Source organism: Coprobacter secundus subsp. similis (assembly GCF_015097275.1).
GTDB lineage: Bacteria > Bacteroidota > Bacteroidia > Bacteroidales > Coprobacteraceae > Coprobacter > Coprobacter secundus.
The window spans coordinates 3,259,862-3,274,277 of record NZ_AP023322.1 but is presented as its reverse complement, the minus strand read 5'-3'; the positions used below and the strand labels follow the sequence as shown (position 1 = coordinate 3,274,277).

General features: G+C 38.6%; 13 protein-coding genes. 9 read left to right on the top strand and 4 right to left on the bottom strand.

The window, feature by feature from the left end; all coding sequences use genetic code 11:
* Window positions 1–24 precede the first annotated feature (24 nt).
* A complete protein-coding gene (locus Cop2CBH44_RS13115; RefSeq protein WP_021929618.1) occupies window positions 25–2,226 on the bottom strand; it encodes a polysaccharide lyase family 8 super-sandwich domain-containing protein in 2,202 nt (733 codons plus the stop codon).
* Window positions 2,227–2,335: 109 nt separating this feature from the next.
* Between Cop2CBH44_RS13115 and Cop2CBH44_RS13110 the strand changes: the two genes are divergently transcribed.
* The 5 genes from Cop2CBH44_RS13110 to dprA all read left to right on the top strand — a co-directional run bounded on the left by Cop2CBH44_RS13110 (window position 2,336) and on the right by dprA (window position 8,013).
* Complete coding sequence (locus tag Cop2CBH44_RS13110) at window positions 2,336–3,100, top strand: YaaA family protein (RefSeq protein ID WP_200754974.1); 765 nt, start codon at window positions 2,336–2,338, stop codon at window positions 3,098–3,100.
* Window positions 3,101–3,203: 103 nt separating this feature from the next.
* Window positions 3,204–4,436, top strand: coding sequence for a GTPase HflX (gene hflX / locus Cop2CBH44_RS13105; protein WP_200754973.1), 1,233 nt, complete (start codon window positions 3,204–3,206; stop codon window positions 4,434–4,436).
* Between the two features lie 43 nt (window positions 4,437–4,479).
* Window positions 4,480–6,480, top strand: a complete 2,001-nt coding sequence (locus tag Cop2CBH44_RS13100) for a DUF4954 family protein (protein ID WP_200754972.1) — start codon at window positions 4,480–4,482, stop codon at window positions 6,478–6,480.
* 11 nt (window positions 6,481–6,491) lie between these two features.
* Complete coding sequence (locus Cop2CBH44_RS13095) at window positions 6,492–6,899, top strand: acyl-CoA thioesterase (RefSeq protein WP_021929622.1); 408 nt, start codon at window positions 6,492–6,494, stop codon at window positions 6,897–6,899.
* Window positions 6,900–6,903: 4 nt separating this feature from the next.
* Window positions 6,904–8,013: a DNA-processing protein DprA gene (gene dprA / locus Cop2CBH44_RS13090; protein ID WP_200754971.1), complete on the top strand. Its 1,110-nt coding sequence runs from the start codon at window positions 6,904–6,906 to the stop codon at window positions 8,011–8,013.
* Window positions 8,014–8,030: 17 nt separating this feature from the next.
* On the opposite strand, the gene Cop2CBH44_RS13085 is transcribed toward dprA, so the two are convergent.
* Both Cop2CBH44_RS13085 and Cop2CBH44_RS13080 read right to left on the bottom strand, forming a co-directional pair.
* Entirely contained in the window at window positions 8,031–8,696 is a 666-nt protein-coding gene (locus Cop2CBH44_RS13085; RefSeq protein ID WP_200754970.1) for a metal ABC transporter ATP-binding protein, read from the bottom strand.
* A complete protein-coding gene (locus Cop2CBH44_RS13080) occupies window positions 8,677–9,549 on the bottom strand; it encodes a metal ABC transporter solute-binding protein, Zn/Mn family (protein WP_200754969.1) in 873 nt (290 codons plus the stop codon). The genes Cop2CBH44_RS13085 and Cop2CBH44_RS13080 overlap by 20 nt, the downstream gene beginning before the upstream one ends.
* A gap of 98 nt (window positions 9,550–9,647) precedes the next feature.
* On the opposite strand from Cop2CBH44_RS13080, the gene Cop2CBH44_RS13075 reads away from it, so the two are divergent.
* Window positions 9,648–10,958 (top strand): M20 metallopeptidase family protein, encoded by a 1,311-nt coding sequence (locus tag Cop2CBH44_RS13075; protein WP_246469122.1) that lies wholly within the window; start codon window positions 9,648–9,650, stop codon window positions 10,956–10,958.
* A gap of 41 nt (window positions 10,959–10,999) precedes the next feature.
* Here the strand turns inward: Cop2CBH44_RS13075 and Cop2CBH44_RS13070 are convergent, their stop codons facing one another.
* Complete coding sequence (locus Cop2CBH44_RS13070) at window positions 11,000–11,551, bottom strand: GNAT family N-acetyltransferase (protein ID WP_021929627.1); 552 nt, start codon at window positions 11,549–11,551, stop codon at window positions 11,000–11,002.
* Between the two features lie 249 nt (window positions 11,552–11,800).
* Here Cop2CBH44_RS13070 and Cop2CBH44_RS13065 point away from each other — a divergent pair, with 249 nt between their 5' ends.
* The 3 genes from Cop2CBH44_RS13065 to trpS all read left to right on the top strand — a co-directional run bounded on the left by Cop2CBH44_RS13065 (window position 11,801) and on the right by trpS (window position 14,224).
* Window positions 11,801–12,280, top strand: coding sequence for an Lrp/AsnC family transcriptional regulator (locus tag Cop2CBH44_RS13065; RefSeq protein ID WP_021929628.1), 480 nt, complete (start codon window positions 11,801–11,803; stop codon window positions 12,278–12,280).
* A gap of 87 nt (window positions 12,281–12,367) precedes the next feature.
* Window positions 12,368–13,159 carry an inositol monophosphatase family protein gene (locus Cop2CBH44_RS13060; RefSeq protein ID WP_021929629.1) on the top strand — a complete coding sequence of 264 codons (792 nt, stop codon included), beginning with the start codon at window positions 12,368–12,370 and terminating at the stop codon, window positions 13,157–13,159.
* Window positions 13,160–13,231: 72 nt separating this feature from the next.
* The gene (gene trpS / locus Cop2CBH44_RS13055; RefSeq protein WP_200754968.1) at window positions 13,232–14,224 is read left to right on the top strand and encodes a tryptophan--tRNA ligase; all 993 of its coding nucleotides are present in this window, start codon (window positions 13,232–13,234) and stop codon (window positions 14,222–14,224) included.
* The last annotated feature ends 192 nt before the right edge of the window (window positions 14,225–14,416 follow it).

Below are 14,416 nucleotides of genomic sequence, written 5' to 3'. Positions count from 1 at the left end.
GCCTCTTTGTTGTTATCTATCAATCTACCTCTTAATAAAAACAGACACTTCCTTTCCTGCTTTATCCCCCTGAGGAAATTCAACTTCAAAAAAAGTAATATTTTTCCGTTTATCATATAGACCGTTTTTATACCGTCCACTAAATCCTATCGAAATAGACTTTTGCCTGCGGGTAGGATCGGACAAAGAAATTTTCAAACCTCCGTCTTTCTCTTTTTGCAATATGAACAGAGCCTGCCCTGACAGTGAAATGTACCTGACTTTCAACAAAGACTTTTTTAAAGGAAATAATCCCGGTCGATAACAAACGCCACAGACAGTCCCGTCCTTTATATCTTCAACCAACTGAACCAAAGGTGTATTTGTTATCTTCACTTGTGAATAATCAATCTCCTGATTATTATCATTTGCAGGCATAACCATATATTCGTACTTTCCACTATCGTTATTCAATGTTACAGTAAATAACGTGTCTTGCTTTACCTTATCAGCATAAAACCTTGCAATCTCATGCCAACTTCCTTGAGACGGAGCAATGGCAACATTCAATGTCTGATTTTCCGTAATATAATACCTCCATCCATTATGTTCCAAAATCACAGGTTTTCGAATATAGGCAGAAAAATCATCATCTACTCTATCCATTTTATTATTGCCAGTCCTCCATCGCATCCCACCTTCTAAATAAGTACTGTTTATTGTCGTAATCAATGATTGCCCAGCTTGGGTCTGCAAGCTGTTTCCCAAACAGAACATCCGATTACCTAAAATAAAATATCCTTTATTTCCCGACACCCCATCACGCCCCAGAATCATCGCTGCCACTCCAGCCGTTCCAGAAGACAAAACCCCGGCAAAAGTCGAATCATTCCGGTATCCATCCCAAGTAAGTAACGGTAACGGTATTGTATCATCCGGAACAGTTATACCGGGTAACCGACGCCAATTCCAAAACGGGAAAATATTCTCATATTCACTACCATTACGCATATATGATGTTACTCCCTCTCCCATATAATACCCTTTTAAGTTTTCCCCATTACCGGCTTCTGTCGCTATAGACCATGGGGATGCCAATCGCACAGAAAAATATGCATCACCAACTTTGCTTACCAGCATATCTGAACGATAAAAAGCCATCGTTCCCTCCACCCGAGCAACCGACGAAGGTGGAATCAAAATATTACGATAGGCTATCTTGTATACCTGGGCACTTACAGTGTCTGTTACCACCGACATATCTGCCAAAGATTGGGCTAAAGCCAAAGCTTTTCCCCTTTGGGCATTTTTAAAGAATTGGCGTCCACAAGCACTATAATCCATATATCCACCCCAGACAACTTTATTCAGTCCATTCAAGATATAATTGCCGACAATCCGTATTTTTTCATCCGGAAAAGAGAATTGTGTATTTCTGAAAGCTCTTGTCCAGTAAGTCATGCTCAGAGCATAAGCCAATCCGTAATTTCCAAATTGTAACTGAGGCCCATGCTGATGGTATGAATAATCCGGTTGCAAGCCCTCTTTCGTTGTAATATATATTTCAGACAAAATAACATCTCGCGCCTCCTTCAACAGGATTTCATCATTTTGTAACAATGCCCTATACACAACATTCCCTGCCAACCAAACACGATTTTGCCCTGACATGCCTATCTTCGACCGATTTAACTGTTCCACACCTTGTATTTTCAAATCTTCAGGAAGTAAATTTTCCATCAAAAGCAATGCCGGACCTAACATTTTATTGACCCCTATTTCCGTATACCACCAATTCGGACAAGTCAACGTGAACGATACCCAGAAACGCAGACCACGTATGTAAGCTGCCAAGACTTTATCTGAATGATAAGTAGACATCTGCTGAGACTGATAAGCCTTTGCCAAATGGAACAGCCGCATTACATGAAAAGACGGAGCCCAACCGCTTGGATTTTTATCACGATAATCAATATCCCTCCAATATCCATTTTCTGTTTGAGTTTCTACCCAATGATATATCATTTGTTCAGGCAACCGAATATTTAAAAATAATTCTTTCACTGACAAATCGATATACGAACCACTATCTGTAAGAGCAATTATTTCATCAGTCAGGCCTTCATCCGAAAATATAGAAGAAAGGTGCCAATCAATAATTTGTTGTTTACACTTCTGAATGTCCGATGCATACAAAAAAATTTGTCCTATAAAAATAAACGCCAATGAGAGGATAATACGTTTCATAAGTATTAGTAATATTAATATTTTTTGTTTACCTCTCCAAACATACAAAAATTTAGCGGATTTTATTAAGTTTGTATATTATAAAGCCAACATTATAAAAGATAAAAATATGATGATACTGCTTTCCTGTGCAAAAACAATGAGCAAGCATTCTAAAATACAGGTTCCGGCATCTACCAATCCTGTTTTCCAAAAAGAGGCTTCTAAAATTATACTCCACCTATCTCAATATTCTGTAAACGAATTAAAAGAAATACTTCATGTCCCCGAGCGACTTGCAGCTGAAAATTCTCTACGTTTTCATGAATTTCATTCCAACGAAACTCCATCATTACAGGCATTACTGGCATATACCGGTATCGTATTTAAAAATATCGACCCGAAAAATTTTACACTCGAGGACTTTACCTATGCACAAGAGCATTTACGGATAACCTCATTCTGTTACGGCCTATTACGCCCCATGGACACTATCAAGCCTTACCGTCTCGAAGGGAATGTAACCATTCCTGAACTGGGAGCTGAAAACATGTTCGATTTCTGGCAGAAACGTTTGACACGTCCCTTCATACAGGAAATTATAAAAAACGGCGGAATATTATTCAATTTGGCCAGCCATGAAATGAAATCTCTCTTCGATTGGAAACTGGTAGAAAACAAAACTCGAATTATCACTCCTGAATTTAAAATTATAAAGAGAGGAAAACCGACTACGGTTGTCATTTACACCAAAATGGCCCGTGGAGCTATGACTCGTTATATTATTAAAAATCGAATAGAGAACCCCGAAGAAATAAAATCTTTTGAATGGGAGGGATTCCATTTTCACAAAGAAGATACAAAATCGGGGATATATACTTTTATTCAGGAATAATTTATTATTACTCATATTTTTTCATACAGTTTATTGACACTATAAGAACAATTTAACAGGCAAATCCATTATATTTGCAACATTAAGACGATATTATCTATAGATGAAAGAATTTATTCTCACCAAACAAGAGACCGAACGTACTATTCTGGTAGGTATCATTACTCAAGCCCAGAACGAAGCAAAAGCAAACGAATACTTGGACGAACTGGCTTTCCTGGCAGAAACAGCAGGGGCCGAACCCGTAAAAAAATTTTTACAACGACTCGAATATCCTAACCCTACAACATTTGTCGGTGCGGGAAAGCTACAAGAAATAAAAACATATATTGAAGAAAACGAAATAGGATTGGCTATTTTCGATGATGACTTGACTCCCAAGCAATTAAAAAATATCGAACACGAACTGCAAGTCAAAATATTAGACCGTACCAGCCTGATTCTTGACATTTTTGCAAAACGAGCTCAAACTGCGCATGCAAAAAGTCAAGTGGAACTAGCTCAATATCAATATCTATTACCTCGCTTAACCCGATTGTGGACACATCTCGAACGGCAACGAGGGGGTATCGGTATGCGTGGCCCCGGTGAAACTCAGATAGAAACTGACCGGCGTATTATCCTTGATAAAATAGCTCGATTAAAGGTTGAGCTAAAACAAATAGACAAGCAGAAAGCCATTCAAAGAAAAAACAGGGGCAAAATGGTTCGTGTTGCTTTAGTAGGATATACAAACGTAGGTAAATCTACTTTGATGAACTTACTTAGCAAGTCTGAAGTATTTGCCGAGAACAAACTTTTTGCAACCTTGGATACTACCGTACGTAAAGTAATCATCGATAACCTGCCATTTTTATTATCTGACACTGTCGGTTTTATCCGAAAATTACCGACACATCTGGTAGAATCGTTCAAATCAACGCTTGACGAAGTACGTGAAGCCGACTTACTCGTTCACGTCGTAGACATATCTCATCCAGCTTTTGAGGAACAGATAGATATTGTAAATCGTACATTACATGAAGTTTGTGGCTCAGCCGATAAACCCATGATTATAGTATTCAATAAAACGGACGCTTTTTCTTATATAGAGAAGGACGCCGATGACTTGACACCCCGTACCAAAGAAAATATTTCTTTAGAAGAGTTGAAAACTACCTGGATGGCAAAAATGAATGATAACTGTATCTTTATCTCCGCTAAAGAAAAACAAAATATCGACGAGTTGAAAGAAATGCTTTATAACAAAGTAAAAGAAATACATGTCACCCGCTTTCCATACAATGATTTCTTATATCAGAAATATGATGATAATGATACCAGCATAGAAGAATAAATACTTATTATTAAAAATATCATATAACAAATACTATCACAAAATGTGCGAATCGTTCAGAAAACTAACAATCAAAGAAATAGATATACTCAAAAACCAACAGTGCATGTCTGACGACTGGTCTTCTATCGATGTTGCCAAAGACTTCAATCCAGAGCATATTTTCCACACCCGGTTTTCCGGTAAGATAAAGATGGGTGTATTCGAAAAATCTTTCACTCTACCCGGAGGATTCAAAAAGCACAGCGGATTGAGACATGTAAGTCTGCATAACTGCACATTAGGAAATAATGTCTTGATAGAAAATGTAAGTAACTATATTGCCAATTACTCTATCGGTAATGACACCTTCATCCAGAACGTCAATGTAATACTCGTCGATGGAAAAAGCACATTTGGAAATGGTACTGAAGTATCGGTCCTAAACGAGACCGGCGGTCGCGAAGTACCTATTTACAATAAAATGTCGGCCCACCTAGCTTACATTATTGCAATGTACAGACACCGTCCCATACTCATCGAAAAATTGAAAAAAATGATAGACGATTATGCATCAGAGGTGTCTTCCGAAACCGGATATATCGGGGAAAATGTATCCATTATCAATACCGGAACCATCAAAAATGTATGTATCGGAGACTGTTGTATAATAAACGGGACATCTAAATTAGAAAATGGAACGGTAAACAGTAATTCTACCGACCCAGTTACCATCGGATGTAATGTAATGGCCGACGACTTTATCATCAGTTCCGGATCGCATATAAGCGATGGTGTCGTCATGTTACGATGTTTTATTGGACAAGGCTGCTCTCTCAGCCATCTTTTTTCAGCACACGATTCTCTCTTTTTTAGTAATTGTCAAGGTGAAAACGGTGAGGCATGCGCTATATTCGCAGGCCCTTATACTGTCTCGATGCACAAATCAAGCTTGCTCATCGCCGGTATGTTTTCATTTTTGAACGCAGGCAGTGGTTCCAACCAAAGCAACCACATGTATAAATTAGGGCCCATACACCAAGGTGTCGTAGAGCGAGGTTCCAAAACCACCAGCGATTCTTATATTTTGTGGCCTGCTAAAATCGGAGCATTCTCTCTTGTCATGGGACGACATGTACGTCATCCGGACACCTCGGCCTTACCTTTCTCTTACCTGATAGAAAAAGGTTCTGAAACGTACATCGTACCAGGCGTAAACCTTCGTAGTGTCGGTACCATACGCGATGCCCTCAAATGGCCGAAACGAGACAACCGCAAAGACCCGGAAAAACTCGATTGCATCAATTTCAATCTGCTCAGCCCTTACACTATACAGAAAATGCTTACAGCGATTGACGTACTACGGTCTTTACAAAAGAGTTCCGGAGAGACATCCGAAGTATACTCTTACCAAAGTGCTTGTATCAAAAACAGTTCATTGGTCAAAGGTATTACCCTCTATTCTAAAGCTATCAACAAGTTTTTAGGAAACTCCATTATAAAGCGACTTGAAAAAACTCATTTCAACAGCAATCAAGAAATCAGAGAGCGGCTACAACCGACCATAGAAGGAGGTTCCGGTGAATGGCTCGACCTTTCGGGGCTTATTGCACCCAAAGCTGAAATAGACAAGTTGATATCAGGTATCGAAACCGGGATTATCACATCACTCGAAACCATTCACTCTACATTTGCCGAACTACATAAAAATTATTATGACCTGGAATGGACCTGGGCTTATGAAGTAACGCAAAAATGGTATGGAAAAAGTATATCGAAAATCACGGCAGAAGATATTACCGAAATCGTCAATATATGGAAAGATGCTGTTGTAAGCCTCGATGAAATGTTGTATGCCGACGCTAAAAAAGAATTTTCCATGACAGCTAAAACCGGTTTTGGAGTAGACGGAAATTCTCAACAAAAAAACACCGATTTCGAGCAGGTACGAGGAGTATTTGATAGTAATCCGTTTGTACAGACAGTCAACAAGCACATCGAAGATAAAACAAACTTAGGAAACGAGCTGATAGGTCGTATTGCACCTTTGGTATATACAGAATAGAATGTAAGATTATGGCTGAAAACAAATATTGTTTCGAATATGAAATGAAGGTCCGGGATTATGAGTGTGATATGCAAGGTATTGTAAACAATGCTAACTATCAACATTATTTCGAACATGCACGCCATGAATTTTTACAATGGGCAGGAACCAGTTTTACCGATTTAAGAAACAATGGTATCGAACCGGTAGTAAACAGAATAGAAATAGATTATAAAAATTCACTTCACAGCCAAGACTGGTTCATATGTAAACTATATGTCCGTAAAGAAGGTATTAAATTTGTATTTTATCAAGACATTTATCGAAAAAGCGATGATAAAATCTGCGCTAAAGCCCGTGTAGAAACTGTTTGTATAAACAATGGAAAACTGAGCCGAGGAGAAGAACTGATTCCATTTTTTAAAGATTATCTATAAAAAGATGAATTATTCTACTACTTTACGATACAATATAGCTTTAACCTGTATTCGAGGGATGAATCTAATGCTGGCCAAAACGCTATTGGGATATACCGGCAACGCAGAAAACTTATTTCTCGAAAACGAAAAAGCACTTCAATCCGTCAGTGGAATAAAAAGTGACATCTTTTCTTCTCAAGCACGTAAGAATGCATTAGAAATCGCAGATAAGGAAATAGAATTTATCGAAAAAAAACAAATCAAAGCTATCTTCTTTACCGATACATCTTATCCTGCCAGACTCACAGAATGCATAGATGCTCCTATCTTACTTTTTTACAAAGGGGAAGCAGAGCTCAATGCTCAAAGAGTCATCAGTATTGTCGGTACACGACATGCAACAAACTATGGCAGAGGATTTTGTGATGACTTTATCAAGGCTATTGCTTCTGTATATCCGGATACGCTTATCGTAAGTGGTTTAGCTTACGGCATAGATATTGCTGCACACCGGGCCGCTTTGAATTGCCAACTTCCTACTGTCGGGGTACTTGCCCACGGGTTACAGACTATATATCCGCCAGTGCATAGACAATATGCCGCTGAAATGGTCACCAATGGGGGTGTACTGACCGAATATTTATCTCAACAACCCATACACAAAGCAAATTTTGTAGCCCGCAACAGAATCGTTGCAGGCATGGCCGACGCCACTATTGTCGTAGAATCAGCGGAAAAAGGCGGAGCACTTATTACTGCCGGACTGGCAATGGAGTATAACAGAGATGTATTCGCTGTGCCGGGACGTACTTGCGATGATTATTCAAAAGGTTGTAACCAGCTTATTGCCCACAACAAAGCTGCCCTAATTACTTCTATTGACGATTTTATCAACGCCATGTGTTGGGAACGTCTGACAAATAAGCCGCCGGTGCAACAAAGTCTCTTTCCTGAACTTGACGAAAACGAATCAAAAATCTTAACTCTACTTCAAGAAAAGGGAGAATGTCATATAAACCAGTTGGCAATTTACGGGAACATACCCTCGTCTCAAGTACTATCCATACTTTTAGAACTGGAATTCAAGAACCTGGTCCGTTCATTTCCCGGAGGTTTATATCGAAAAGCTTAAAGGAATAGTGTATCTCCTTATCGAATCTCTTCTAAAGTCTTGTTTATTCTCACCACTCGGTTAGCTATCTCCGTCACTCGGCTCAACTCATGGGAAACCAACAAAATTGTGGCTTTCTTTGCCACTTCCCCTAACAAATCATACATCCGAGTCTCAAATGCTTTGTCCACATAAGAAGAAGGCTCGTCGAGTATCAATATTTCAGGGTCAGAAACCAAAGCTCGCCCCAAAAGTGTACGCTGTAATTGTCCTCCTGACAATTGCCCAATAGGACGATCCCTCAACTCGGCAAGTCCCATCAGCAAAAGCATTTTCTCTACTTGTTCTTGTTCTTTTTCCGTAAATCGTGAAAAAATTTTTTTACTCCCGGATAAGCCTGAAAAAACGACCTCAGAAACAGTAATAGGAAAACGCGAATCAATCACATTTTTCTGAGGTAAATATCCTATATTCAAATTATGTGCAAGCTGCCCCTCTCTATAAAAGTGCACTGCACCCCGAGAAGGCAACTGCAATCCCAAAATAATGCGTAACAAAGAGGTCTTACCTCCACCATTCGGGCCTGTAATTACTAAAAAATCATCTTTAAAAACAGTAAGGTCTATATCGGTAAGAACCGGCAGACGCTCATATCGTAATGATACGTCTGCCACTTCTATAATTTTATTCCTGAGTAAGGGCATAGGCTATATTTTCTAATTCTTCACTCCAATTATAATTCAACGGATTTATCTGTGCTACACGACACTGGAGTTCTTCTGCCAAAGTTTCGGCTTGTTTCACATCGAATTCTTTCTGTATAAAAATCACTTTTACATCATTCTCCCGAGCTGTATCGACGACTTGTTTCATATAATATGCAGAAGGAGCTTTACCATTATACTCCACACTTAACTGTCGTAATCCATAATCATGAGCTAAATAACTCAAAGAAGGGTGATATATAATAAATGTTTCACCCTTTACCTTTTCTAACTTCTTTGTCAGTACAGAATCAACCCGATTTATTTCTAATAGTAATAAATCATAATTTTTTTTATAATATTTCCTATTATCCGGATCAAGTTCTACAAAAGCATTATACATATTACGAGCAATGATCCGAGCCTGCTTTGGAGAGCTCCAAATATGAGGGTCAAATGTCTCGCTATGCACATGTTCCGGGTCATCATGCCCATGTGTACCACTCAATAGTTTCACACCCACAGACGTATCGTACAATTTCATATCAGGATTATTGTTCAACAACTTATCGAGCCATGCAACTTCGAACCCGATATGCCCTATCTTAAAATAAGCTTCGCTCTTGCCTACATATACCAAATGCGACGGCGAAGGGTCATAAGCTTCCGGATTACTTCCGTTAGGCACAACACAATTAATTTCAAATTTATCGCCTGCAATTTTTTCTGCAAAATATTTTTGAGGTAATACAGTAACGGTTACAATTCTCTTTTGGGGAACATTCCCTACACAGGAAGTCAACAATACCCCTACCATAAAAACAATGATCGACAAATAATGAAATAGTTTCATTTTAATTTTTTTAACCGTTCAATATGAGGAATGCCCTCAATTGTAAAACAAATATAAAACATTTTTTAATATAAAAATATTCTAAATAGAATTTTAACATGTTAACGAAAAAGGAAATAGCCTTTATTATATTAACGAAAAAACAAAGAATATATTGGCTGAGTAACCAAGAATATATAAGTTTGCAGAAACTATTCTTGAACAAAGAGATGAAAGAAACTATCGAAATGCTGGCAAACCGAATAGAAAATATTGTCATAAATATTTACAAACATTTGCATCAACACCCCGAACTATCTTTCGCTGAAAAAGAAACAGCGGCTTTCATAGAGGAAATACTCCAAGGTGAAAATATTCCTTATCGAAAAAATATAGGAGGGTACGGCATACTTGCCCGTATCGAAGGAAAGAATCCCACTTCCAGAATAATAGGCTTAAGAGCAGATATGGATGCTTTACTTATCGAAGAGGGCAACAATGTCCCTTTCCGGTCGGTCAATCCCCATGTCATGCATGCATGTGGTCATGATGCACATACAGCCTGCCTACTCGGAGCTGCAATGATACTGAATCGGATACGGGAAATTATAGAAGGTACGGTATTGCTCATATTTCAACCCGGAGAAGAAAAAGCTCCTGGAGGGGCTAATCTCATGTTACAAGAGGGTATTTTTGACGATATAAAACCGGATATTATGATTGCCCAACATACAAACACGGACATTGCTTGCGGTGATGTAGCATTCGGCAGTGGATGTGTTATGGCATCGGCCGACGAAATACACCTCACAATACGAGGAAAAGGTGGACACGGTGCTATGCCTCATCATATAAACGACACTGTCCTGGCAGCTTCTCAAATAGTGGTATCTTTACAACAAATAATCAGTCGCAGAAGAAATCCATTTGTCCCTGCAGTCCTCACCTTCGGAAGATTCATCGCTGATGGGGCCACCAATATTATTCCCGACCAAGTATCACTATCCGGAACCTTCCGCTGTATGGACGAAAAAGAAAGAATCCGGTTAAAGGAACTTATCCAAAATACAATCAAGGCAACAGCCGAAGCTTATGGCTGCTCTTGCAATATACATATCCCGGACGGTTACCCTGCAGTAGTCAATGACCCGGTTGTTACTGAAAGTGCCAAGAAATTTGCAGAAGAGTTATTGGGCGATAACCACGTAGGAGAAATGGAAAAAAGAATGACATCAGAAGATTTCGGATTTTTCGCAGAAAGGATTCCTTCGACATTTTACCGCCTCGGAGTAAAAGGACCATCCAATCCCGAATGCGGAGAACAACATACTGCCCATTTCCTAATTGATGAATCCGCGTTAAAAACCGGAGTGAAAATGCTGGCATGGTTGTCCCTTCGTTTCTTAGACAAAAATATACGTATAAGATGAATAAACGGGTGTTGAGTTTCCAACACCCGTTTATTCATCTATTATATATACTCTCCTGCCTTTACACCATATACCTGAGTATGCAATATATCTCTGATTTCACCGAACAATTTATTCATATCCAGAGCACCATATGACATCAGCAATAATTCCATAGGCTTCTTCTTATCATCATAAGGAGGTTGGATGTAATGACAATCAGGCCACAATTTAAGACCCAAACGTTCATAAAAACCGATACGTCTACGACTAAAATCATCTTCAGGCTTCTCTACCTCCAAAACTACAGGTTTAGACGTTTGCCCCAAAAAGTTTCTAAGTACTTCAGCACCATATCCTGCTCCCCTTGTCTTGGAATCGATAGCAAAATGCTCAGCATAAATAAAAGAATCCCACTCCCAGAATGATAAAAAACCTACAGGATTTTTTCCTGCATAAACTGCAATCATCTTGAACTCCGGTTTCTCTCGAAGCAATTTTTCTATATCTTCAAACTCTCGCCGTTCGTCATACGGAAAAGACTCTTCATACACTCGCCTTATGAAAGAAAGGATTTCCTTATCTTCTGCTTTTACAAGAACACTACTTATCATACTCTTTTTTATTATGTATCTTCACGAAGATAGCATTTATAACAGAAACTCCCAAATGATTAGTAATTTATATACCTTGATACACCTTGCATAAATATTACTAACCCCTAAAAAAAATAACAATTTCAGCTCCTCTCCTTAAAAAAAGAAGAAATTTTGCCCTGATTTTTTGAATATGTAATCATTTCTATTTAACTTTGTATATTATTGTAAATAAAAAACATAGACTAAAAATAAGAAATTAAGTATATGGGACACCATCAACTTGACAGTTTGGATTATAAAATTCTCAAACTGATTGCATCTAATGCCCGTATTCCGTTCCTTGAAGTTGCACGTGAATGCAATGTTTCCGGAGCCGCGATTCACCAACGAGTACAGAAACTGACAAATCTCGGAATTATAAAAGGTTCTGAATACACCATCGATTCTAATAAAATAGGATTTGAGACTTGTGCTTATATCGGTCTTTATCTACAAAATCCCAGCCAATTCAAAGACGTACTCGAACAGCTCCAAAAAATACCGGAAGTCGTAGAGTGCCATTACACAACAGGCCAATATGATATGTTTATCAAATTGTACGCCCGTAATAACAGCCATTTATTGAGTATCATACATTCCAAGTTACAGCCGTTAGGTTTAGCACGTTCGGAATCTTTAATTTCATTTAAGGAAGCATTTAAACGCCAGCTCCCCATTGAAGACCTGGAAGAAGAGGATGATTAATTTTCTTTACTTATAAATATTGAACAAAAGAGTATCTACCATAAAAACGATACTCTTTTTTTGTTCAAACCCAAAAAACAACTTATTATGGATTCAGAAATTTCATATTGGCATCAATTAGCCGACCTGGCTACCGTATGGGCTAAAGAAATGGGAAAAATACATCTATCCTATTTCAGGGGTAACCATTTGGATATTGAATTAAAAGGTTCTATAAATGACGTAGTCACCGCTGCCGATAAAACCAGTGAAAAATACTTTATCGAACAAGTTTCCCAACATTGTCCGAACCATAGTATTTTAGGAGAAGAAAGTGGGTTACACTCAGGCAAAAGTGATTACTGCTGGGTTGTAGATCCCCTGGACGGTACTACAAATTTCAGCCAAGGACTACCCATCTTTTCGGTTTCCATAGGATTACAATACAAAGGCGAAACTATATTGGGTATCGTATATGCACCTTATTTGGACGAGTTATATACGGCTATTAAAGGAGAAGGAAGCCTATTGAACGGAAAATCTATCCACGTTTCAACCAAAAAGGAATTAGGACCAAGTGTCCTGACTACCGGATTTCCATGTGACAAAGATACAAATCCGGACAACAACCTCACCGAAGTATCTCGTATTCTTCCTCAAGTACGAGGTATACGCCGTTATGGATCAGCAGCCTATGATTTGTGTAGTGTAGCTGCCGGATTTTTTGACGGTTATTGGGAACCCAATCTCCATCTATGGGATGTCTGTGCCGGTATCTTGATTGTACAAGAAGCAGGAGGTAAAGCACAGCAATACAGGCACGACCGCGGAATATCGTTATTGGCTGCTAATCCTGATTTGTTCAAGCAAATAGAGCAGAATCTCATTCCATCAAAATAAACGTTTATTTGTCAGTACTGGCTGTTTTTCCTACATTTGTAATTTAATTATAAGATAATAGCATAAATACATATGAAAGAAACTGTTGTTAGCGGCATACGCTCTACCGGAAATTTACACTTAGGTAACTATTATGGAGCCCTTCGCAATTTTGTAAAAATGCAATATGAAAATAATTGTTTTTTCTTTATTGCTGATTTACACTCTCTTACGACACATCCTGATCCCGCACTTCTCCATGTAAATGTCAAAAACATTTTAGCAGAATATCTGGCTGCCGGGCTTGACCCCGAAGCTTCTACTATCTTTATCCAAAGTGATGTTCCTGAAATTCCGGAACTATATCTTTTATTGAACATGCATGTATATGTCGGAGAGCTTGAACGTACGGTATCATTTAAAGAAAAAGTACGTAAACAACCTGAAAATGTAAATGCAGGGTTACTTACTTACCCTACCCTGATGGCTGCGGATATCATGATACATAAAGCGACCAAAGTACCGGTAGGTAAAGATCAGGAACAACATTTAGAAATGACTCGAAGGTTTTCCCGAAGATTCAATAGCATATATGGCGTTGAATATTTCCCCGAACCTGCCAGTTATAACTTTGGTGCCGAATCCATAAAAATACCCGGCTTAAACGGAACAGGGAAAATGGGTAAATCTGAAGGAAATTGTGTGTATCTGATAGATGACGAAAAAACATTACGGAAAAAAGTAATGCGTTCCGTTACGGATGAAGGTCCGCAGGTTCCTAATTCTCCCAAATCCGAACCTGTTGAGAATCTATTCACTATTCTCAAAATAGTCTCAACTCCCGATACCGTCGAGTATTTTGAAGAAAAATATAATAACTGCGAAATCCGTTATGGAGATTTGAAGAAACAATTGGCTGAGGATATCCTTAAAGTCACCCTTCCCATACGTGAACGTATTCTCGATATTCAAAATAATGACGAATACATGAGAAAGGTGGTTAAAGCCGGTGCTGAAAAAGCTCGTGAGAGTGCAGCCAAAACACTCCGTGAGGTAAAAGAAATCATGGGGTTCAAATCATTCTGATATCAAGAATTCAAAATAGAATTCTACCTAAAAGAAACAGCTCCTTCCCTGCCCCAAAAAAGGGAAGTCCTAAACAAATCCGGAATTTTTCCAATAACAAAGGAAGATTCCGGATTGCAGCAAATATAAATCCAGACCAGTAACATGGTTGACCTCTTGGCTATAAAAGATAAATCAAAAGCGATGAGAAAA